We start from the raw sequence: 23,806 nt of genomic DNA, 5'->3' as shown, positions 1-23,806 counted from the left end.
AAATATTGAACTATTCAGAATTTAGTATGTTTTATTTGAATAAAAAGCAATAATAAGATAGAAGGTAAAAACTACTAAAATAATTAGTAAAGGGGGATTGAGTCCATTCCGGTAGTTTGCAGAATTATATGTAAATGCGGGGGAGATGGATATATTTATGGCAGGAGTAAGAATTACTGAAACAGTGCTTAGAGATGCTCATCAGTCACTTATTGCAACGAGGATGAGAACAGAAGAAATGCTTCCTATCGTTGAGAAGCTTGACAATATAGGTTATCACTCATTAGAAGCATGGGGCGGAGCTACATTTGATGCTTCAATGAGATTTTTAAATGAAGATCCTTGGGAAAGACTTAGAAAAATCAAGAAAGTTGCAAAAAAGACTAAACTTCAAATGTTGCTTAGGGGACAGAATCTTTTAGGCTACAAGCATTATGCAGATGATGTTGTAGAATATTTTGTACAAAAAGCTATTGCAAATGGTATGGATATTATGAGAATATTCGATGCCTTAAACGACCCTAGAAATATTGAAACTGCTATGAAGGCTTGTAAAAAGGAAGGCGGTCATGCTCAGGGTTGTATTTGCTATACAATTAGTCCAGTTCATAGCTTGGAACTTTTTGTTAAGGATGCAAAGAGACTTGAAAGCATGGGAGCAGATTCTATTTGCATTAAAGATATGGCAGGGTTATTGGTTCCTTATCAAGCATACGATTTAGTTAAAGCGCTAAAAGAAAATGTAAGTGTGCCAATTCAGTTGCATACACACTATACAAGTGGTGTGGCTTCGATGACATATTTAAAGGCTATAGAAGCTGGAGTTGATGTAGTTGATTGTGCTATTTCACCAATGGCACTTGGAACATCACAGCCTCCAACAGAACCTTTGGTAGCAACTCTTAAGGATACAGCGTATGACACAGGCTTGGACTTAGAAAAGCTAAGTGAAATTGCTGATTATTTCAGACCTTTAAAAGAAAAATACATTGAGAGCGGACTTCTAGATGTTAAGGTAATGGGTGTTGATGTAAATACACTTATTTATCAGGTTCCAGGTGGAATGTTATCAAACCTTGTTTCACAGCTAAAACAGTCAAATGCCTTAGATAAATATGAAGAGGTTTTAAAGGAAGTGCCTAGAGTTAGAGAAGATTTTGGATTCCCTCCATTGGTAACACCTTCAAGCCAGATAGTTGGAACACAAGCTGTTCTTAATGTTTTAACTGGTGAAAGATACAAGATGGTTCCTAAGGAGTCAAAGGGTGTTGTTAAGGGTGAATATGGTAAGACTCCAGCACCTATTAGCGAAGAAATAATGAAGAAGATATTAGGTGATGAGAAGCCTATAACTTGCAGACCAGCCGATTTAATTGAGCCTGAACTAGAGAAAATTAAAGAAGCAATAAAAGAATACATTGAACAAGATGAAGATGTGCTGTCTTATGCAATGCTTCCACAGGTTGCTGAAAAGTTCTTTAAGCAGAGAATAGAGGACAGAAAGAAAACGGAGAATAATGCTGATGGTGCACCAAAAGCAAATGGTGATATCAATCCAGAGGTAGTAGCTGCCATATCTGCTGCTGTTTATGAAATGGGCAAAAGAGACGGCAAGGATTATTATGTTGGAAGTATAAGACAGCTTAACAATCAAAACAGATGGAGCCTATACGGTATGCTTGAAAGATTTAGGACTAAGATATAACCTAGATTGTTTAAGACCCAAAATTTCATAATTAGATATCTTCACCAGAATGATAAAATGATGCTGAACATTTTATTGTTCTGGACACACATAATCCCTTAAAAGACCTTCATTCAATGACGACTGAAGGTCTTTTAATTTATCATTTACACCCCTTATGCAAGTAAACATAATTATGCTTATTACTGTAAAATTCCATAACAGCAACGTCAGAGCCAACCTTTATGTGTTTACCGCATTTTAAGCAGTAATAGTTGGCATGCTTCATTTTTTCGTAAGTAACGGTTGGGGTTATGTCTTTAAGCTTTTGCCAGCTTTTCCAGCCAACCTTGCATAAGCCTATTCTATTGTCGTAGTCAGAAAATACCCATCTTAAAAGCTTGTGAAAATGAAATGGGTATCTAGTATATTTTATATATTCAGCTGGAAGTCCTAAATTTATGGTGTATAGTTCAAAGTTTTTCTCAACTATATCCTGTATTTTGCCAGTAATTTGAGTTACATACCAAAAAAAGCCCTGTTGAGTGAGCCAACTCTTTAGTCTTTCGAACATATAACCTCTGCAAATTTCAATAGTCTCGTCCTGTCTAACTTGTAGGGCATCAAAGGCTTTGATTGCTATGTCTAAAACATCATCTAGATATAGCTTTTTTTTGAAATTTTCCATGTTATATAGTTCAACAGGAATAATGTCAAAATAATATTCATTTGTTTCTGGCCTATAGAAACCTATACAGGTTCCACCAACAAAACTGCCGCTTCCAGCATCATCTATTTGAATCATAAAAACCTCCATGCCTACTTTGGCATAAAGTATTGTAAAAAACAGTTGGGAAATATACATAATTCTATTATAAGTATATATTTAATTTATATGTAATGATGTATATATTAAAAATGTAAATGTTAGAAGTTCAATTGAAATCAATGTATAAATTTCATGGCAATTTTCAAAAACTCATAACCTGTTATTATAGGTATTCATACTTATGGAATGAAAGAACAGTGGGAAATAATTGTATTAATTTAGTTTGGAAGCCTATATTTGATAGCATTTGCAGTTGTCTCAAAAACATATTTGCAAGTGCTTGATTTTTATCTTGCAAAAAGGTAAAATGTATTTGATATGTTATATAGTTATTTCAGCTTTAAGATATGAGATTAATAGAGGGAGTTTTTACTCCCTCTAAATATTTATTTAAAGCAATCAGACATTAGGGATTACCCTTATGCTGATTGCAATAGACTTTAATTTATTTTACATTAAATTATTAGGCTGGTGAAGTTATGAATCAACAAAAGAATAATGATTTGTTATTAATGATACAACAGAGATATGATGACTTTAGCAAAGGGCAGAAATTGATTGCTAATTATATTGCTGACCATTACGATAAAGCAGCATATGTAACAGCTGCTAAACTGGGAGAAATAGTTGGCGTAAGTGAATCAACTGTTGTTAGGTTTGCAATTGAACTTGGATATGATGGGTATCCAAAGCTACAAAAAGCCTTACAGGAACTTATAAAGAGTAAATTAACTTCTGTTCAAAGAATAGAGGTTTCTTCCAATAGAATAAATGAAGATAACGTTTTAAAAAGTGTTCTTCAATCTGATATTGAAAAGATTAAGATTACACTTGAACAAATTGAACTAGATGATTTTAACAATGTAGTAGAAACTATTTTAAATGCAAATAGAATATTTATTCTAGGAGTTAGAAGTTCAGCTACTCTTGCAAGTTTTCTTGGCTTTTACTTCAATTTAATTTTTGATAATGTCAGACTTGTTCATACAACAAGTGTTAGTGAAATGTTTGAGCAAATAATGAGAGCCCAATCTGGTGATGTTGTTATTGGTATAAGCTATCCCAGATATTCAAAGAGAACAATCAAAGCAATGCAGTATGCAAAGTCGCAAGGCGCTATTACAATTGCTTTGACTGACAGCATTGAGTCCCCAGTTGCACAGTGTGCTGATTTGTCATTGCTTGCAAGAAGTGATATGGCGTCCTTTGTTGATTCTCTTGTTGCGCCTCTTAGTGTAATAAATGCACTTATTGCAGCAATAGGTATGAGACGTAAAAATGAGGTGTATAATACATTTGAACACCTTGAAAAGGTCTGGGATGAATACAATGTATATGATAAAGATGACAATCATGACGTTAAATTATAAGGAATTTTGAAAGGAAAAATAATGGCTCAGAAAAAAGTAATAGTTGTTGGCGGGGGACCAGCTGGTATTATGGCTGCTGGTATTGCTGCACAAAAAGGCAATGAAGTTATATTGATGGAAAAGAATAATAGACTTGGCAAGAAATTGCTTATATCTGGCAAGGGAAGATGCAATATAACTAATGCTACCGATATTGAAGGCTTAATAGAAAATACACCTGGTAATGGAAATTTTCTTTACTCAGCTTTTTATACCTTTTCAAATCAGGATTTGATAGATTTTATGAATGAACTGGGTGTTAGGACGAAAGTAGAACGTGGTGATAGGGTATTTCCTGAATCAGATTCTGCAAAGGATGTTCTGCATGCACTTCAAAACTTTTTAAATAAAAATAAAGTAAGAATTATGACAGAATGTGCTGTGAAAAGGATTCATGCTAAGGATGGAAGAGTTATTGGGGTAGAACTGTTAAACGGTAATATTATGGAGGCTAATTCAGTAATTCTAGCTGTTGGGGGCATGTCTTACCCTGGAACTGGTTCAACAGGTGATGGTTATGAGATTGCTAGAAAATTAGGACATACAATAACGGACTTGAAGCCTTCTTTGGTTCCCTTAATTACAAAGGAATCATGGGTAAGGGATTTACAAGGCTTATCTTTAAAAAATGTATCTGTGAAATTTAAGAATCCAAAAGGTAAAGAAATATATAATGATTTTGGAGAAATGTTATTTACTCATTTTGGTGTTTCAGGGCCTGTAATACTAAGTGCTAGCAGACATCTGCTTTCCTATGATTTCAAAGATATTATGCTGTCAATTGACTTAAAACCAGCACTTTCAGAAGAAAAATTAGATGAAAGAATTCAAAGGGACTTTGATAAATACAACAGAAAACAATTTAAGAATTCTTTGGACGATTTACTTCCCCAAAAGCTTATTCCTGTGATAGTATATTTGTCTCAAATTAATCCTGAAAAGCCAGTGCATCAGATTACAAAGGAAGAGAGAAAGCGGCTTGTAACTCTTCTTAAAGGACTAGAGTGTACAATTATTGCTGCAAGACCAATAAAAGAAGCCATAGTCACTGCTGGTGGAATTAAAACTAATGAAATTAATCCATCCACTATGGAATCAAAGAAAGTAAAGGGATTATATTTTGCTGGTGAAATAATTGATGTAGATGCTTATACTGGAGGGTTTAACCTAACAATTGCTTTTTCTACAGGTTATTTAGCTGGTATTAGCTGTAATTCAGAGGAATGATTATTCAATATTATTCAATATTATTTAGGAAATAATGTGTAATCTGCCCTAAATTAGTACATAATTATATAACAATAATATATTATAGTTTATTGTTTTATAAATATAAAAAATAGGGGCATACAAATGAGAAGTAATTTTTTTGGACTTTTAAAAAAAAATAAAAAAGATAAGGTTACTATTTTAGAGGATTTACTTTTTGGAACATGTATTGTAAGCTTTTTAATTCTTGTTTCAATTCAGGCAGCATTGTTGATACCATCTGTAAGAGATACTTTTAATCTAGGTGATAAAAGTATAGGGGAACCATTAAGTAAAGATAATTATCTATATAAGCAAGGACAAATAACACTCAAAATGATTGGTAATGAACCTGATCCAACTGTAAAGATATTAGTTAATGGAGAAACTGTAGCAATATTTGAAAATCTTATAATGAAGGTTAACGTTAATGATGGTGATGTTATTGAAATAGATGGCAGTCATAGTCTTATAGGGCATATTGTTATGGTTGATTCGGTGTCCGAAAATATAAGCAGTGAGTGCAGTACTGCTGCTGCAAAAGTTAATTCAAATATACAAAAACTTGTTAAGGTACAAATTTATTAATATACCGATTACAATATTGTTTTATGTAAAAAAAACCTATATAATAAGTTTTATAGGTTTTTTATTGTATATAGTATTACTCTTGGAGGATTAATTATGGGAATATCTGGAGAAGAAAATAATGTATTTGGAAGTAAAGATATTTCGGGTGCAGCTATAAGAATAGCATTAACAAGTGATAGAGCTTCCGAAAAAAAACTGCAGATGGAGTTTAGCCAAATAGGTATAAGTTCAGCGGCTGTTGATTATGGCGGTGAATTTATTTCTTCTGTTATGAAGATAGTTGAAAGAGCAGTTGTAGCATCTAAACGAGAAGGGGTTATAACTGAAAGTCATGCTGAACAGGGTGCAGTTGCAGGAGCTACTAGAGAAGCTATATCGCAAATTATGCCTAAAGCAATTGGACTTAATGTTGGTGGGAAAATAGGTATAGCTAGATATAAAGACCACATTAGTGTTGCTATATTTTTTGGAATAGGTTTGCTAAATTTAAATGAAGTAGCTATCGGACTTGGTCATAGAGTTGTATAATAAATAAATGCTTCAAAATAATATATTACAACAATTATATAACAAAACTCCCTTGAATTAATTAATCAGATACATCTTTTTATACTATTTCAAGAGTATTTTAGTATAACATATATTCTATTTGGAGGTAAAAATGTCTGTTAGAGCAGTAAGAGGAGCAATAACTGTTTTTGAAAATGCAAAGGAATCAATTTTAGAAGGAACCAAAGAACTTCTTGTCGAAATGATAAATAGAAATGAAATAGACAATGAGAGCATTATCAGTGTGATTTTTTCTGTTACAAATGACCTGAATGCTACATTTCCAGCTATTGCTGCAAGAGAACTTGGGTGGAATGATATTTCACTGATGTGTACAAATGAGATTAATGTGCCAAAAAGCTTAGAAAAATGTATAAGAGTACTAATTCATTTTAACACTGAAAAGAAAAATAATGAAATTAATCATGTTTATCTTAAGGGTGCAACAGTTTTAAGGCCTGATATATCAAATTAATAAACTTTATTAAATAGATTGCATTATTTGTATTATGAAGTGAATTTTTTAATTAGCGTGGAGAGTTATCAACTCGAAAACATAGTTAGTGCAAACATAGTGCATTTTCGAGTTATACGCACCTCCACGAAATTTAATTTATAAATATGCAAAAAGTCTAACGTGGAGGTTAGTATGAAGGAATTAGGATGGAAAAAAGAAAGATATTACGTACCTCCACAATGTATAAGGTTTTATATTATGCAAAAAATCTAACGTGGAGGTTAGTATGAAGGAATTAGGATGGAAAAAAGAAAGATATTACGTACCTCCACGATGTATAGGTTTTATATTATGCAAAAAATCTAACGTGGAGGTTAGTATGAAGGAATTAGGATGGAAAAAAGAAAGATATTACGTACCTCCACGATGTATAGGTTTTATATTATGCTAAAAATCTAACGTGGAGGTTAGTATGAAGGAATTAGGATGGAAAAAAGAAAGATATTACGTACCTCCACAATGTATAGGTTTTATATTATGCTAAAAATCTAACGTGGAGGTTAGTATGCCAAAGAGTATAGCAATTGACGGTCCTGCAGGAGCTGGTAAAAGTACTATTGCAAAAAAAGTTTCTGCAAATCTTGGGTTTATTTATTTAGATACAGGAGCTATGTATAGAACTGTAGCTTTAAAAGCAATAAATGAAGGTGTAGATACAAAATCACAAAATGATGTAGAAAAAATAGTTGAAAATATTGATATTACAATATCACATGAAAACAATACCCAAAAGATTTTCCTTGATGGTGTTGATGTTTCAGAGGCTATTAGAACTCCGGAAGTATCCGCAGGTGCATCTAATGTCGCTGTATTCAAGGAGGTACGGTTAAAGTTAGTTGATTTACAGCGTAAAATTGCTTCGGACAAAAATGTAGTAATGGATGGTAGAGATATTGGCTCATATGTATTACCAAATGCTGATTTAAAGATATTTTTGACGGCAACTGTGGATGAAAGAGCTAGAAGAAGATATGAGGAATTATTACAAAAAGGTCAAAAGGTTGATTTTGAGGAAGTAAAAGCTGATATGATTATAAGAGATAATAATGATAGTTCAAGAACTTTTGCTCCGCTTGTTAAAGCTGAAGATGCAATTGAGGTTGATTCTACTTCAATGACAATAGATGAAGTGGTTGAAAAGATTATGTATTATTATTTAGAGGCAGGAAAAACTTCTCCACTTCAATAAGTAGCGGATATTGATTTAGTATTTCTAGTGGCAGTGAAAAATCTTTTGCCTCAATTAAAGCCGCTAATGTAATGAAATTTTTCTTTGGTCGAAAAATTCCATTTTGAAACAAGATTTTTTACAAATTATTGCTAATCTAATTAATAAAAATGTGCGATTATATTAATAAAGGGAGGGCTGAGTTCATACTAGCGTATTAATGGAGTTAATATATCTAATAATAGTGGTATGTACTTAAATATCTATGCATATAGTCGTGGCAAGTACTGCTGGATTTTGTTTTGGTGTAAATAATGCTGTAAAAATTGTTTTTGATTTAGCAGAAAAATCTGAAGATAAAGTATACACTTTTGGTCCAATTATTCATAACGAGCAAGTGGTGAATAAATTGCAAGAGCATGGAATATTAGCTATTAATTCGCCTGAACAGGTATCTGCTCCTTCAAAGGTAGTTATCAGGGCTCATGGCGTTGGACCTAGTGTTATATCAGAATTTGAAGCTAAAGGTATTGAAGTTGTTAATGCTACATGTCCATATGTAGAAAAAATGCAACGCTTAGTTAATAAAAAGTATAATGAAGGCTATCAGATAATTATAATTGGAGATAAAGAACATCCTGAAATTATTGGAATAACTGGATGGTGTAACAATACTGCTTATATTATTGACAGTATTGAACAGGTTAAAACATTACCCAACATAGAAAAAAACATTTGTGTTGTTGCTCAAACTACATTTATTCGAGAAAAATGGGAAAAAATTATTGATAGTTTAAATAAAAGGTTTAAAAATGTTTTAAAATTTGATACAATATGTAATGCGACGGATAAAAGACAATCAGAAGCAGATAAAATTTCAAAAGAAGTAGATATGGTACTTGTTATTGGAGGAGAAAACAGTTCAAATACCAATAAACTATTTGAAATTTGCAGGGCTAACTGCCCAGAAACTTACAAAATACAAACAGCCAGTGATATTCCACCGGTTGATATAAAAAAAATTAAAAAAATTGGTATTACTGCGGGGGCGTCAACACCTGACTGGGTAATCAAGGAGGTTATTCATAACATGAGTGAATTAAATAAACAGGATTTAGAGATGAGCTTTGCTGATGCATTTGAAAGCTCACTGGTGACATTGACAACGGGTCAGATCACAAAAGGAAGGATTATTGGTTTTAATTTAAATGAAGTATATGTCGACTTGGGCTTCAAATCAGATGGCATTATTCCAATGGAGGAGTTTACTGATGATATAGACTTTGATCCTGAAAAATCACTTAAAGTTGGAGATGAAGTTGATGTTTTTGTAGTTAGAGTTAATGATGGTGAAGGAAATGTAATTTTAAGCAAAAAGAAAGTTGATGCTGTTAAAGGCTGGGAAGTTCTTGAAGATGCTTTTGAAAACAAGAGACCAATAGCTGTTAAAATAAGTGAACAGGTAAATGGTGGGGTAATTGGCTATTCACATGGCGTAAAAATATTTATTCCTGCTTCTCAAATAAGTGATAGATTTGTAAAAGATTTATCATCTTTTGTAAGACAAGTAGTGCAAGTTCAAATTATAGAAATAAACAAGCAGAAAAGAAAAGTAGTTGCTTCAGCAAGAATTATTATTGAGAGAAATAAAGAATTTGCGTCAAATGAAATATGGAATAATATTGAAATAGGAAAAGTATACAAAGGTCAAGTTAAGAGTCTTATGGACTTTGGCGCATTTGTAGATATAGGTGGAGTAGATGGTCTTGTTCATTTATCAGAATTATCTTGGAATAAGATTAAACATCCATCAGAAGTAGTTAAGGTTGGAGATGAAATAACTGTTTATGTTATTGATTTTGATAAAGAAAAGAAGCGTATTTCACTTGGATTCAAAAAGAAAGAGGATAATCCTTGGGTAAGCGCTATCAAAAAGTACGAAGTTGGAAATGTTATTACTGGTAAAGTTGTTCGTTTAGTGCCTTTTGGTGCTTTTGTAGAAATCGAACAGGGACTTGATGGACTTGTTCATATTTCACAAATATCATCAGTTAGATTAGGTAAACCAGGAGACGTTCTAAAAATAGGTCAAGAGGTTCAAGCTAAAATTACAGAACTTGATGCAGAGGCTAAGAAAATAAGCCTTAGTATTAAAGAGGTTAATCCAATTGATCCTAAAGGAGCAAAGAAGGACGCACCTGTTGCTGCTGATGAGGAATTGCCAACTGAGCATAAAGAAGATATGACAAATACTATAGCTGAAAATTTGAATAGTTTAAATGATTAATTGTTTTTTTGATTAAATGGTTGTTCTGACAACAGTTTGTACTCTAGACAACTACTATAACGACATTACTTTATAAAAATAACTATAGTATATTGGATTGTTTTAAATAATTCAATAAAGGCATAGACAACCTTAAATTATGTACTCTGTGTTTTTATATAAATAAGGATGTACCTTGGTACGTCCTTATTTAAGTATAAAAACAACTTTTCGAAATACATGAATTATAGGGTGCCCCTAATACTAATGGGAGATGAATTTAAGAGAAATCATATTTACTTTAAAGGAGGTGCCGATTCCAAGTTGTTTCTAAAGTTTAATGAAGAAGGAACATGGATATAATTATGGATTATGAATTATTTAAAGAAGAGATATTTAAGATTACCAAAATAAATCTTTCACTGTACAAAGAAAAACAGATGAAAAGAAGAATAGATGCTCTAATTAAAAAGAATAATTTTAATGATTATTCCAGTTATGTGCAAGCTTTAAAGTTGAACAAAGACTTATTGAAAGAATTTGTGACTTATCTTACTATAAATGTTTCAGAATTTTATAGAAATCCAGACCAATGGGAAGTTCTCGAAAAGGAAATTTTTCCTCTTTTATTAAGTAAAAAGAAAAAAATATCAATTTGGAGTTCTGCTTGCTCGACAGGTGATGAACCATATACTTTGGTAATGGTTTTAAACAAACTATTACCACTTAGTTCAATAAAAATACTTGCCACTGATATTGACCTAGAAGCATTAGAAAAAGCGAAAAACGGGGTATATTCTGCAAAAAGTTTGGAGAATTTGCCCAAAGACATGAAATCAAAATACTTTACTGTTATTGGCGATAGCTATAAGATAAATGACGAAGTAAAGAAATGTGTTGAATTTAAGCAATTTAATCTTTTAAGAGACCCATATCCTAAAGGCATTGACTTAATTGTATGTAGAAATGTACTTATATATTTTACAGATGAAGCAAAGAATGATATTTATAAGAAGTTTAATATGTCATTAAATCCACAAGGTATTTTATTTGTTGGAAGTACCGAGCAATTAATTATGGCAAACAAATATAATTTTAAATCAATAAAAACATTTTTCTATGAAAAAGATGAGGATAATTTTGTCTTTTAAGATTCTAAACTAAAAATTTATGAATAAAATTAAAAGAGTTTGAAAGTATTATTTTCAAACTCTTTTGGTGCGGATAACAGGACTTGAACCTGCATGAAATTGCTTTCACATGGACCTGAACCATGCGCGTCTGCCAATTCCGCCATATCCGCATAAATTGACTGCAATAAGTATTTTACTATAAATAAAAAAATAATGCAATAGAAGAGTTAACTAAAAAATTCAAAATGGAAGAATTGGGATATTAGATAATGCTGTTGCCAGTCAACTTTGCATATATGAATAATAAAGGGGGATAGAGTCCATGCAAATGTATTTGTTTTAATTATTTACATTACACATTGTATGGACATAATTATGAATAGTAAACTAGAACAGTTTAAAAAAAGCATTAAAGATAAAAAGGTAGCTGTATTAGGAATTGGTATCAGCAATATTCCTCTTATTAAATATCTGGTAAATTTAGGTGTTGATATCACTGCTTTTGATAAAAATACTCAAGAAAAACTTTCAGATGCATTATCAGAACTTAAGGGACTATCTGTTAAGTATATCTTAGGAGAAGACTATTTAGAATCACTTAATGGGTTTGATATTATTTTCCGTACTCCGGGAATGAGACCTGATTTACCACAGCTAGTAAATGCAGTAAATAACGGAGCAGAACTTACTTCTGAAATGGAAGTTTTTATCAGTCTTTGTCCTGCACAAATATTTGCAGTTACAGGAAGTGATGGTAAAACCACTACAACAACATTAATTTATAAGATACTTACAGAGGAAGGGTATAATTGCTGGCTAGGTGGTAATATTGGTACTCCTTTATTGAGCAAAATAGATGAAGTTAAAGAATCCGATAAAGTTGTTTTAGAATTAAGCAGTTTTCAACTTATGACAATAAAGAAGTGTCCATCTATTTCAGTAATTACAAATATTACACCTAATCATCTTGATGTTCATAAATCATTAAGCGAGTACATTGATGCAAAGAAGAATATTTTCTTAAACCAAACTGAAAATGATAAATTAGTTTTAAATTATGATAATGAAGTAACAAAGAGTTTTGCAAATGAAGCTAAAGGTCAATATGTTTATTTTTCAAGAGTGAATAATATTGATACTGGAGTTATTCTTAAAGATGGAAAAATTATTGTGAAAAATGAAAATGAAGAAATAGAGGTAGTAGATGCTGAAAGTATAAAGATACCAGGTGTTCATAATATAGAAAACTATATGGCTGCAACTGCTGCCACAATTGATTATGTTAAGCCTGAAACAATTCGAAAGATTGCAACTACCTTTAACGGTGTTGAACATAGAATAGAACTTGTAAGAGAGTTAAATGGCATTAAATTTTACAATAGTTCAATTGACAGCAGCCCTTCAAGAACAATTGCTGCTCTGAGTACTTTTAAAGACAAAGTAATTCTTATTTCAGGTGGTAAGGACAAGGGAATACCTTATGATTCAATTGGTCAGATAATTGCCGAAAAGGTAAAGTGCCTTTTGTTAATAGGTGCTACTGCTCCAAAGATTGAAGAAGCATTAAATAACTACATTAATCAGACAGATAATGAATGTGAGGTTAAAATAATCCATTGCAATACCTATGAGGAAGTTGTTAACCGCGCTTATGCAGAAGCTTCTCCGGGAGACTGTGTAATATTGTCGCCTGCAAGTACCAGCTTTGATATGTTCAAAAACTTTGAGCATCGTGGAAATACATTCAAGGAATTGGTTAATAGACTCAAGTAATTCAATCAATATATTGCTTATTGAGAAGAATTAGAGGCATTGACTAACTTAATTCTTCTCCGTAAGCTGCTTCCAATAGCGTTTTGGTATAAACTGCTTCTGTAGCTTTGGATTTATTCTGCTTTTGATTGCAATATGCTTAAAATAGTTTTTCCAAAGGGATTGAAATTTGAGTTCATCAGCATGTCGATCGGGAATATCAGCTAAATCCATATATGAGATAATCATATTTTTTTTGTTGTACAAGGCTGCAAGCTTTCTTTTAATGTCATGAATAACCCAGTTCTGATCAGCAAAACGCTCTTTAAAATGGGGAGCGATAAAAGTAATAATATTATGGTCTGGCTTTATTGGAGCATAGTATATATTATTTTCTAACAATTCGAAACGTAGAATACCCAACATAAGATGGGATTCTGATTTAACTTTTCGTGCAGGTATCAAAACATCTAAAACAGTTTGAGTTCCAAGCATACTATCTATTTTACTTCCAATTTTAAACCCTAGCTTTATATAGTTTAAAATCCACATTTCACGACCAGCTATTTCAGAAAAAAAACATCGCAAAATATTATCTAAGCTTTCATAGGATATCTTGACCCGTATAGCATTCTCTACGGCTTTTGCTTTATCGATATCGGCAGTAATCTCTCGGTATTCGTCAATCAAATTTGGAGAACAGGAGAGCGCAGATTCAATATTTGTTATATTTTCACGGTCGTAATAATAATGGTGTACGGCTGTTAAAAAGCCATTCCAGGTTCCATCATAAATGTATATCACTTATTAATAGCCTCCCATCCTGTGGCAGATTATAATAACTGAGCCATTGTTTTGTGTTTTGTGGTGAATCATATAGATATAAATCAGACATTCCTTCGCTTATGCCATTCTCATTAAGTTCTGATAATAAAGACATTTGTCCAGGTACAGATTTTTTGCTTTGAGGAAGCAGTTTTGCCGATATAAGGGATTCCTTAACTATATGCTCATTCTGACTATAAGTTTCGTATGTTTTACCTTGACAAGTAATAAAATGCCCAGCTCGCTTTAGTACAACACCAATTTTCTTTAGGTTATCGAAGTTTAATTTGCCAACCCTTCTTGCTTTTATTATTCTTTGAGCCGATTTAACGCCTATTCCAGGTACTCTTAATAACATTTCATAATCTACAGAATTAATTTCCACTGGGAATAGATGAAGATTTCTAAGTGCCCAGTCAGCCTTAGGATCTAATTCTGGATTAAAGTCTGGATTTGACTTGCTAAGTAATTCATCTGCGTAAAAGCCATAGAATCTAAGCAGCCAATCAGCTTGATACAACCTGTGTTCCCTGAGTAAGGGTGGTTTTATAATAGCAGGAAGTCTTGGGTCAGATAATGTAGGAACATAGGCAGAGTAATAAACTCTCTTTAAATTAAAATTGCTGTACAAGGCTTCTGAAAGCTTCAAAATGCTTAAATCTTTGTCAGGTGTAGCACCAACTATAAGCTGGGTACTTTGTCCAGCAGGTACAAATTGATCTCTCTTTGTCAAACTTGTATTAAAATTGGCTCTTTTATATATTTTTTGCTCGTCTTTATTTTGAATAATTTTTTGGCTTATCTGATGCATTGGTTTTAATAATGCCTTTTTGGGCTTATGAGGAGCTAGTACCTCTAGTCCTTTGTCAGAAGGAAGTTCAATATTGACACTCATTCTATCTACAAACATACCTGCTTCACTAATGAGTCTTTCATCAGCGCCAGGAATGGCTTTCAGGTGTATATACCCGTAAAATCTATGATCATTTCTGAGTCTTCTAACGATATTTAGCATTAATTCCATAGTATAGCTAGGGTTTTTAAGCACAGCTGAACTTAGGAAAAGTCCTTCGATATAGTTTCTTCTATAGAAATTCATGGTGAGGTCAATGACTTCATCGGCAGTAAAGCTTGCACGAGGGACATCATTTGAAGACCTGTTAACACAATATACACAATCATATATACATTCATTTGATAATAAAATTTTGAGCAATGAAACACATCTGCCATCATCAGACCAAGTATGGCATATACCAGCAGCATGGCTGTTTCCAACACCATTTTTATTATTTCTGCTTCCGCCGCTTGAAGAGCAGGAAACATCATATTTAGCAGCATCAGCTAATATACCAAGTTTATCAAATAAGTCCACAGTATCACTCTCATTTAACATTATTTAATGTGCGAAGCTTGAGTTATTTTTCTATAACTAGTTTAAAACGAGTCAAGAAATACATACACTGTTTGAAAACTAAAGTGTTTATTGCCTATAGAAAAGGCACTATTTTTTACTTTATATAATAAAATCTTAACACAACTAAAAGTAAAAATCAAACAAATGTTCGAGAAAAATAATATCTTTTTTAATTTTATTTGAAGCAAGAATGATGAATATAGGCGTAGATATAAATGTTCTAAACCAATAATTATTCAGCAAATATCTTGTGAGTAACCCTTTTAGATAAGATTCACGGAAGTAAGTAAATTATAAAATAATTTTATCTTATAAGGTTCAAGTAACAATTTTTACAAGGTAATGTTCCATAAAATAATTTGCACAATAGTTTGAATTAACTTCAATATAATTAATTATGATTGATATTTAAATAACAAAGTTATATAATATTAAACGACTCTAAAAGTATTTTAACAAATTATAACATTCATTTGAGAAGTACAAAATAAGTTTATCTATAAATGGAGGTATTTGACGTGAGAGCAGTCATTACAGTTTTAGGCAAGGATAGAGTAGGAATTATAGCTGGAGTTAGCAATATTCTAGCTGATAGTAATGTGAATATACTAGATATAACTCAAACTATAATGCAAGATGTATTTACAATGATTACACTTGTAGATATTTCTGGTTGTAATATTCCTTTTGATGTTCTTTCTGAAAGGCTTGATAAAAAGGGAGTAGAGTTGGGGTTAAAAATCCAGATTCAACATGAAGATATTTTTAATTCTATGCATAGGATATGAGGTGAGAGTTAATGCTAGGAACTTATGAAATACTTGAAACGCTGGAAATGATTCAAAAGGAAAATTTAGACATTAGAACAATTACTATGGGAATTTCATTACGAGATTGCTGTCATTCAGATATTGATATTTCCTGTAAAAAGATATACGACAAAATTGCAAAATATGCTGAGAATCTTGTTGTTACTGGACAAAATATTGAAAAGGAATATGGTATACCTATAATAAATAAAAGAATTTCAGTCACTCCTATAGCATTAATAGCTGAAAGCTGTGATAGTGAGGAGTATGTAAAATTTGCAAAGGCAATGGACAGAGCTGCTGAAACTGTTGGAGTAAATTTTATTGGCGGATATTCTGCATTAGTGCAAAAGGGCTATACAAAAGGCGATAAGAGGTTGATTGCATCAATTCCTGAGGCGCTAAGTACTACTAACAAGGTTTGCTCATCAGTAAATGTTGCTTCTACAAAAGCAGGTATTAACATGGATGCAGTTGCAGAAATGGGAATGGTAATTAAGAGATGTGCTGAGCTTACTGCTGATAGTGGAGCATTGGCTTGTGCTAAATTAGTTGTATTTGCAAATGCAGTAGAAGATAACCCATTCATGGCTGGAGCTTTCCACGGAGTAGGTGAGCCTGAATGTGTTATAAATGTCGGTGTTAGTGGACCCGGAGTAGTAAAGTGTGCTCTTGAAAAGGTAAAGGGTGCTGATTTTGGAACAGTTGCGGAGACAATTAAAAAGACTGCTTTCAAGATTACCAGAATGGGTGAATTAGTTGCTAGAGAGGCATCTCGCAGGCTTAATGTTCCATATGGAATTGTTGATTTATCACTTGCACCTACACCAGCAATTGGAGATAGTGTAGCCTATATTTTAGAGGAAATGGGATTGGAAAAGTGTGGAACTCATGGTACTACTGCTGCTCTTGCTCTTTTAAATGATGCAGTTAAAAAGGGTGGGGTAATGGCTTCTTCTTCCGTTGGAGGACTTAGTGGCGCATTTATTCCTGTTAGTGAAGATGCTGGTATGATAGCTGCTGTTAAGAGCGATGCTTTATCGCTAGAAAAGCTTGAAGCTATGACTTGTGTTTGTTCAGTCGGGTTAGATATGATTGTAGTTCCAGGTGATACATCAGCTGATACAATTTCTGCAATTATTGCTGATGAAGCTGCAATAGGTGTTGTTAATAACAAAACTACTGCTGTAAGAATAATACCAGCTCCAGGCAAAAAGGTTGGCGATATAGTTGAATTTGGTGGACTTTTAGGTTCAGGACCGGTAATGAAGGTAAATTCATATGGAAGTTCTGAGTTTATTAAACGAGGGGGAAGAATTCCTGCTCCTTTACACAGTTTGAGAAACTAAAATTACAGGTAATAATTTGAACAGCTGATAACTTGAGCGTTTTGTTATGTTATCAGCTGTTGTTGTTAACTCCAAAATAAAGTTTAACAGATATGGTGCATTTTCGAGTTTATGAGTAAATCAAGCAATAATTATACACTTATTAATTACTTATTATTGTTACTGGCGATTCAGGTGAAAAGGAGGTATAGCTTGATGAAATTAAGACTTGGTTTATGCCAAATGAAAGTTTCAGATTTTAAGGTAGACAATCTTAATAAAGCTGTTCAAATGATTGAAAGTTGTAAAAATGAAGGTGCTAATATTGCTGTGTTGCCTGAAATGTTTAACTGCCCTTATGATACTCAGAAGTTTCCTATATATGCTGAAGATTTAGATAAAAGTGAAACTGTTACAATCATTTCAGAAGCTGCAAAGCATAATGATATATATGTTATTGCTGGTTCCATTCCTGAAATATGTGAGGGAAAGTACTATAACACATGTCTTGTGTTTGATAGAACAGGCAAATTAATTGGTAAGCATAGGAAAGTACATCTCTTTGATGTGAACATTAAAAATGGTATATGTTTTAAAGAATCAGATATACTTTCTAGCGGTAACCAAGTTACTGTTATAGAAACAGAATATTGTAAAATAGGTATAGCAATTTGCTTTGATATACGCTTTAGCGACTTATATAGAGAGATGAGTAAAGCTGGTGCAAAGCTTATTTTTACACCTGGTGCATTTAATATGACTACAGGCCCCGCTCATTGGGAGTTGCTTGTTAGGACAAGAGCACTTGATAATCAATTATTTCATGCTGCTGTGTCTCCTGCGAGAAATATTGAGGCTAGTTATATTGCATATGGAAACTCAATGCTTTGTGATCCATGGGGAAATGTTTTGGCTAGAGCAGATGAAAAAGAACAAATAATTATTTCAGATATTGATTTAGACATGGTAGACAATATTCGAGAACAAATTCCTGTTGTAAATGAATACATAATTAAAATGCAATAGTTCATAAAGTTAATTAATATTAAATAAAGACTTCAAAGGCAGATAACAAAACTCATTCCAATACTACATTCATAATTGTTTAAACTTAAATAGTTTAATAAATTATAATATGGCTAAACATGTGTAAAATAAAACGATATAATTATTTTAGTTTATATGAGACGGAATTAATTTATAAGGCTCACCTTGGTTATTTATCGATAAATTATTTTAGATTTTATGAGACATGGATAAAATTATGAAAAAAAAGATTCCTTTGTTAAAAATATTAGTATGTATTTTTCCTTTGTTTACAATAGGAATGATTTTTGCTTTTAGAAATATATTATACAAATTGAGCACACATCTTCCAGCATGCCCAATTTACAAGTACTTTCATGTGTATTGTCCGGGGTGTGGAAATACCAGAAGTGTTCAGTATTTATTAAAAGGTGATGTGCTAAATTCTCTTAAATTTAATATTACACCTGTATTTATCTTGATTTTAGGAACTCTAGCGTATATAGAACTAGTTCTTTATATATTTGGGAAAAATATTAAAATAATACCTAGAAAAAAGATTTTTTGGGTATCAATAATTATTTTGTTTATTTTGTATTATATAGCTAGAAACGTGTGGAATATAGCTGCATTGTAAATTTGCAGCTTAGAAATGAGATTTGTATTATTAAGCAGTAGCTAGGTTTTTATATAGGTTGTGGTTTGAATTATTGCACAGTGGCTACCTGTTTTATAGTGGTTTTTATTTAACATTGTAGTTTGTACTATTACACAGCAGTTTTGGCCTTTAGTGATTGATATATTTATTTTGAGATTGATTCATTTTCTTTAATGCATTATAATTAATAAAGTAGTGTATTTTAATAATAAATATTGAAACTGAATTTTAAATTATAGTTTCAGTTATATATATTATTAATTCAACCTTCCTAATTGAAAAATCGTAGTTGTTAAACTTATCAATAGAAAGTTGAATTACTAAGTTATTGATTTTTATGAAAGGGTAAGGTAGCGAAGAATGAGAATTGACTAATTCAGTTTATAATCAAATAATATTTAAATGGGCGAAATATGCCCTTATTTGTGCTGGATTAGTCTAATTATAACGCATATCTTGAATTTTAAATAAGTATATTGTTGAATTGCTATCAAAATATATTTTAAAACTTTAGCTATTGTTCGTATTCATCAATATAAAAAGCCAATTATCAATTGTTTTTTGCTTTATTTAAAATATTCTGAGAAAATTAATTTTCAAATGTGTTTATTAGAATCTTTCCAGCAATAAAAAGGAGAGATTTTTTTATGCTTATTATTGACGCAATCAATGTTAAAAAGAACTTCTTAGATAGAGAAATTTTATCTTTTGATAAACTCCAAATTAGAAGCGGAGATAAGATAGGAGTAGTCGGGAATAATGGTGCAGGAAAAACCACACTATTAAATATTCTTGCAGGGGAACTAATTCCGGATGAAGGGATTATAAGAAGGTACTGTGATATAGCTTATATAAAACAAATATCAAATGAAATGATTGAAGCAGACTATGAGCTTTTGAGCCAATTTAATGTTAAGAATAAGCTGCATAAGCCAGTTGTTAGTGGTGGGGAAAAAACAAGGTTAAAAATTGCGGGAGCATTTAGTAAAAACAGTGTAGTTATTTTTGCAGATGAGCCAACAGCCAATCTTGATTATAAAGGTATTGAACTATTAAAGAAAAAGCTGTTAAAAACTGAGACATTATTATTAATAAGCCATGATAGAGAACTCCTAGATAGCTTATGTAATAAAATAATTGAAGTTGAAAATGGGAAATTATCATTCTTTGAAGGAAGCTATTCGGTTTATAAGCAGCAAAAGCAGAAGATTTTAGAACGAGAAAGGTTTGAATATGAAAACTATATTGCTGAAAAGAAACATCTTGAAGAAGCTATAATAAATCGCAAAGCACATGCTAGAACTATTAAAAAAACTCCTTCAAGAATGGGTAATTCTGAAGCGAGACTACACAAACGAAGTTCTAATGAAAAGCAGGAAAAGATACATGATGCAGCAAAAATTATGGAAAGTAGATTAAATAAGCTTGAGATTAAAGAAAAGCCAAAGGAACAGCCCAATATAAAACTTGACTTTTCATTGACAAATCCGCCTCAAAATAAACTAATAATTTCGGCAAATAACTTTAGTTTTAGTTATGGGCAAGTACGTATTTTTAATAACATAAAATTTGATGTTTATAATGGTAAAAAGCACGCTATTATTGGTGATAACGGCACTGGAAAGACTACCTTGTTAAATGAAATATATAAATTCTATCAGAAGGGAAATTTAAACGCTTCTGATAAAGATTTAAATTTAAAATCAATAAACATTGTTCCTAAGGCTAGGATTGCATACTTTTGTCAAGATTTGGACAACTTGAATTTGCAAAAGTCTATTCTTGATAATGTTATGAGTGAAAGTGTTCAAAATGAAACTACTGTAAGGACTATTTTAGCGAGACTATTATTCATTGGTGATAGTGTATATAAAAAGGTTGGGATTTTAAGCGGAGGAGAGAGAGTAAAAGTCAGTTTTGCAAAATTATTTGTTTCAAATTCCAATGTCTTGTTATTAGATGAACCAACAAACTATTTAGATATACCTTCAATAGAAGCATTACAGAGTATACTTTCTGAGTATGAAGGAACAGTTTTGTTTGTATCACATGATAGGACATTTGTTGACAGTATTGCAGAGAGGCTGCTGGTAATAAAAAATGGTCAAGTATTGGAACATGAAGGGAATTTAACTGATTATCAAAACAAAAATAAATCCCTAAAAGAAAATACTCAAACTCAAAAATTATTATTAGAGATGCGTATAACAGAACTGATATCAAAGTTAAAAGACTCAAATAATGATCAAAAGCTTGAGGCTGAGTATCAAGAACTAGTTTCTAAGCTTAAACAATTTTAGAATATATGAAAGTAATAGGGAAGACAAATAAATGGGGCTATTGCGAGAGATAAACATAAAAAAGCTATGTTTATTTTCACAACGGCCCTTAATAATTTTCTTTTGAGTTATGGCCTGTCTTGATTATTAGCTTCGAAATCAGTACCTGAATTTGATGGATTATTTCCTAAAATTGATTTATAATCATATTTCTTATTTTTATCGGGAATAATCAAATATGAGTTGGATTTAAATAGACTATCAATTATTTCTTGAGAATCAAATACTTCTCTTGTTTTTGTATCTTCTATTTTGTTTATATAAATAAAATAATCAGTATCACCAAACCTCTTATCTAAGCCATATAGCTTAAAAGTATTCATACTTGGCTTGGAAGATTCTGTAAATGCACTAACTAAAGATAATGTATCTGATAGTGATATATTAGTTATTACATTTTCAAATGCATAGTTAATGATAGGAATAAGCTTAGGCAGTTGAAGTAAATTAACCTTTTGTTGAATTAGTTCGTTCACAAATTTAATTTGCATTTCAGTTCTTTTTAAGTCAGAACCATCATAATATTTCTTCCATTCTGAGGAGGCACGGGAATTTGATTTTCTAAAACGTAAAAACTGTTCCGTTTTATCACCATCTAAGAGTTGGTAACCTTTTTTTAAATCAATATATAAATTTTGCGTTGGATCTGTATATTTTAAATCTGCTGGAATATCAAAATATACACCGCCTAATCTATCTACAATTTCTTTTATAACATCAATTTCTATATAAATATAATAATCTATTGGTATATTTGTTATACTACTAATTGCTTGAGCAGAATATTCTACTGCCTTGTGCTTTACATCTGTTGTTGAAAGTTCTTTTGATTTTTCATATTTGTTAAAACCAATTGAATAGTATGCATTTATTTTATACGAAGCTGAAGCGCTAGGTTTTGTATCTCTAGGAACTGTTAATAGACTAATTTTTTTTGAACTAGGATTATAGTTTGCAATAATAATGGTATCGGTATTTAATCCTGAAGCTTCTTTAATCAGTACTAAAAAATTTATTGGTTCATTAGATGTATAATTGTCTATCAGATTGCCTGTTGAATTACTAGAAGGAGTAGGAAGTTCAAGTGCATTTTCAGATGATGTAGTTTTAAAATCAACCAGCAAGAATATACCTAACGAGAATAAAATAATACCACTAACAAGACTACATAACAAAATTAATTTTGAAGACTTCATTAATTGATACTCCTTAATCCAATCTATATTAATCCAATTTATAAATGAACGAATTTTATTTTACCTTTATCTAATTATATTAAATCACAAGTTAAGCTATAATTAAACAGTAATTTAATATAAAATACTACTAAAAAACTATCACATATGACTATATATTGAAGTAATGAAATATTCTATACAATACTAATATTTCCATATATGTATATATTATTTATATGGTTTATTATTGATGTTTAAATGTACAAAACTGATTATTATCAACTAAAAAGCAATCTAGCTTCAATATTCTCGCATTGATGGCATATTAAAATTAGTATATAATGGTTTTGTATATTAATAATGTTATAATATGGTGTAAAAAATCTAATAAATCAAATCTCAATATTCAAAATACCAAATTAAGTTTATCTATGCCAATTTTAGTCGGAGGTTGTATGAAAAAGGAAATTAGTACAAAAATATTATGTAATGATAATGATGTAAAGCAAGCCATAATTTATATAATTAATCATGTAAAAAAGAGTTGGAAATTATTTTTAATTCCTTCTGTAGTCATTGTTGGAATATTGATATATGGAATAAAAAATGGATTTGAAAGTTATCTTTATTTTATATTATTACTTTGTATTGCCTTAGATATTATATTTTATATTATTTTTTATAAAATGCCTATCAGCAGTTATATTAATTTTTATAGGAAAAGACAAGAGGCAACTTATATCTTTTCTGAATTAGGTGTACAGCTTGCTGATAAAAGTGAGAAAAGTTATGATTGGGATTTATTTATAAATGCGTATGAAACACCAACTGCATTTATATTATCTGATGTGAAAATGAACTACTACATTTTTCCTCGAAGGTGTTTTGAAAATATATCGGATATAGAAATTTTAATAAATTTATTGTCAAAAAAAGTAGCGAATTTTAGGAAAATATAATAAATAATGGAGAATAATGTGTTGTGAGTTACATATGAATACTGTTTTTCAAAAAGACATGTAATATCAAGAAAATACATGAAAACTTAAGTAAAAGGGCAATAATCCAATATACTATTTT

Annotated in this window: 21 protein-coding genes and 1 tRNA gene; 17 read left to right on the top strand and 5 right to left on the bottom strand. The window is 31.2% G+C overall.

Translation table 11 applies throughout. From position 1 onward, the window contains the following. Positions 1-157: 157 nt before the first annotated feature. Complete coding sequence (locus tag EHE19_RS10260; RefSeq protein WP_137696026.1) at positions 158-1,705, top strand: oxaloacetate decarboxylase subunit alpha; 1,548 nt, start codon at positions 158-160, stop codon at positions 1,703-1,705. A 142-nt stretch (positions 1,706-1,847) separates the two neighbouring features. On the opposite strand, the gene EHE19_RS10255 is transcribed toward EHE19_RS10260, so the two are convergent. Continuing rightward, a complete protein-coding gene (locus EHE19_RS10255) occupies positions 1,848-2,489 on the bottom strand; it encodes a hypothetical protein (RefSeq protein WP_137696027.1) in 642 nt (213 codons plus the stop codon). A 503-nt stretch (positions 2,490-2,992) separates the two neighbouring features. On the opposite strand from EHE19_RS10255, the gene EHE19_RS10250 reads away from it, so the two are divergent. The 9 genes from EHE19_RS10250 (at position 2,993) to EHE19_RS10210 (ending at position 11,412) form a co-directional block, all read left to right on the top strand. Next, a complete protein-coding gene (locus tag EHE19_RS10250) occupies positions 2,993-3,883 on the top strand; it encodes a MurR/RpiR family transcriptional regulator (RefSeq protein ID WP_137696028.1) in 891 nt (296 codons plus the stop codon). A gap of 21 nt (positions 3,884-3,904) precedes the next feature. Further along, positions 3,905-5,149, top strand: coding sequence for a BaiN/RdsA family NAD(P)/FAD-dependent oxidoreductase (locus EHE19_RS10245; RefSeq protein WP_137696029.1), 1,245 nt, complete (start codon positions 3,905-3,907; stop codon positions 5,147-5,149). 126 nt (positions 5,150-5,275) lie between these two features. Next, entirely contained in the window at positions 5,276-5,758 is a 483-nt protein-coding gene (locus EHE19_RS10240) for a hypothetical protein (RefSeq protein WP_137696030.1), read from the top strand. A 96-nt stretch (positions 5,759-5,854) separates the two neighbouring features. After that, positions 5,855-6,289 (top strand): HutP family protein, encoded by a 435-nt coding sequence (locus tag EHE19_RS10235; protein ID WP_137696031.1) that lies wholly within the window; start codon positions 5,855-5,857, stop codon positions 6,287-6,289. A 133-nt stretch (positions 6,290-6,422) separates the two neighbouring features. Beyond that, entirely contained in the window at positions 6,423-6,785 is a 363-nt protein-coding gene (aroH, locus tag EHE19_RS10230) for a chorismate mutase (RefSeq protein WP_137696032.1), read from the top strand. A 268-nt stretch (positions 6,786-7,053) separates the two neighbouring features. After that, the gene (locus EHE19_RS10225) at positions 7,054-7,218 is read left to right on the top strand and encodes a hypothetical protein (protein ID WP_171003480.1); all 165 of its coding nucleotides are present in this window, start codon (positions 7,054-7,056) and stop codon (positions 7,216-7,218) included. Between the two features lie 114 nt (positions 7,219-7,332). Further along, positions 7,333-8,016 carry a (d)CMP kinase gene (gene cmk, locus EHE19_RS10220; RefSeq protein ID WP_137696033.1) on the top strand — a complete coding sequence of 228 codons (684 nt, stop codon included), beginning with the start codon at positions 7,333-7,335 and terminating at the stop codon, positions 8,014-8,016. A 256-nt stretch (positions 8,017-8,272) separates the two neighbouring features. Then, positions 8,273-10,282, top strand: a complete 2,010-nt coding sequence (locus EHE19_RS10215; protein WP_483313990.1) for a bifunctional 4-hydroxy-3-methylbut-2-enyl diphosphate reductase/30S ribosomal protein S1 — start codon at positions 8,273-8,275, stop codon at positions 10,280-10,282. 344 nt (positions 10,283-10,626) lie between these two features. Continuing rightward, positions 10,627-11,412 (top strand): CheR family methyltransferase, encoded by a 786-nt coding sequence (locus EHE19_RS10210; RefSeq protein ID WP_171003481.1) that lies wholly within the window; start codon positions 10,627-10,629, stop codon positions 11,410-11,412. Positions 11,413-11,477: 65 nt separating this feature from the next. On the opposite strand, the gene EHE19_RS10205 is transcribed toward EHE19_RS10210, so the two are convergent. Continuing rightward, positions 11,478-11,564, bottom strand: a tRNA-Leu gene (locus EHE19_RS10205). 205 nt (positions 11,565-11,769) lie between these two features. On the opposite strand from EHE19_RS10205, the gene murD reads away from it, so the two are divergent. Next, positions 11,770-13,167 (top strand): UDP-N-acetylmuramoyl-L-alanine--D-glutamate ligase, encoded by a 1,398-nt coding sequence (gene murD / locus EHE19_RS10200; protein ID WP_137696035.1) that lies wholly within the window; start codon positions 11,770-11,772, stop codon positions 13,165-13,167. 48 nt (positions 13,168-13,215) lie between these two features. On the opposite strand, the gene EHE19_RS10195 is transcribed toward murD, so the two are convergent. Both EHE19_RS10195 and EHE19_RS10190 read right to left on the bottom strand, forming a co-directional pair. After that, positions 13,216-13,950, bottom strand: coding sequence for a TIGR03915 family putative DNA repair protein (locus EHE19_RS10195; RefSeq protein WP_137696036.1), 735 nt, complete (start codon positions 13,948-13,950; stop codon positions 13,216-13,218). Further along, positions 13,934-15,346 carry a putative DNA modification/repair radical SAM protein gene (locus EHE19_RS10190; protein ID WP_137696649.1) on the bottom strand — a complete coding sequence of 471 codons (1,413 nt, stop codon included), beginning with the start codon at positions 15,344-15,346 and terminating at the stop codon, positions 13,934-13,936. The genes EHE19_RS10195 and EHE19_RS10190 overlap by 17 nt, the downstream gene beginning before the upstream one ends. A 560-nt stretch (positions 15,347-15,906) precedes the next feature. Between EHE19_RS10190 and EHE19_RS10185 the strand changes: the two genes are divergently transcribed. The 5 genes from EHE19_RS10185 (at position 15,907) to abc-f (ending at position 21,509) form a co-directional block, all read left to right on the top strand. Then, complete coding sequence (locus EHE19_RS10185) at positions 15,907-16,176, top strand: ACT domain-containing protein (RefSeq protein ID WP_137696037.1); 270 nt, start codon at positions 15,907-15,909, stop codon at positions 16,174-16,176. Between the two features lie 11 nt (positions 16,177-16,187). Then, on the top strand, positions 16,188-17,546 hold the full coding sequence (locus EHE19_RS10180) for a PFL family protein (RefSeq protein ID WP_137696038.1): 1,359 nt from the start codon (positions 16,188-16,190) through the stop codon (positions 17,544-17,546). A 195-nt stretch (positions 17,547-17,741) separates the two neighbouring features. After that, positions 17,742-18,551, top strand: coding sequence for a carbon-nitrogen hydrolase family protein (locus tag EHE19_RS10175; RefSeq protein ID WP_137696039.1), 810 nt, complete (start codon positions 17,742-17,744; stop codon positions 18,549-18,551). Positions 18,552-18,777: 226 nt separating this feature from the next. Beyond that, positions 18,778-19,188, top strand: coding sequence for a DUF2752 domain-containing protein (locus tag EHE19_RS10170; protein WP_342343321.1), 411 nt, complete (start codon positions 18,778-18,780; stop codon positions 19,186-19,188). A gap of 668 nt (positions 19,189-19,856) precedes the next feature. Further along, positions 19,857-21,509, top strand: coding sequence for a ribosomal protection-like ABC-F family protein (gene abc-f, locus EHE19_RS10165; RefSeq protein ID WP_137696041.1), 1,653 nt, complete (start codon positions 19,857-19,859; stop codon positions 21,507-21,509). Between the two features lie 107 nt (positions 21,510-21,616). Here the strand turns inward: abc-f and EHE19_RS10160 are convergent, their stop codons facing one another. Then, positions 21,617-22,744: an LCP family protein gene (locus EHE19_RS10160; protein ID WP_137696042.1), complete on the bottom strand. Its 1,128-nt coding sequence runs from the start codon at positions 22,742-22,744 to the stop codon at positions 21,617-21,619. 437 nt (positions 22,745-23,181) lie between these two features. On the opposite strand from EHE19_RS10160, the gene EHE19_RS10155 reads away from it, so the two are divergent. Next, positions 23,182-23,685, top strand: a complete 504-nt coding sequence (locus EHE19_RS10155; RefSeq protein ID WP_137696043.1) for a YcxB family protein — start codon at positions 23,182-23,184, stop codon at positions 23,683-23,685. The last annotated feature ends 121 nt before the right edge of the window (positions 23,686-23,806 follow it).

The sequence above is a fragment of the Ruminiclostridium herbifermentans genome (genome assembly GCF_005473905.2).
Taxonomy (GTDB): Bacteria; Bacillota; Clostridia; order Acetivibrionales; family DSM-1351; genus Ruminiclostridium; species Ruminiclostridium herbifermentans.
The sequence above is the reverse complement of the archived record's forward strand: the minus strand, read 5'-3'. Positions and strand labels throughout refer to the sequence as shown.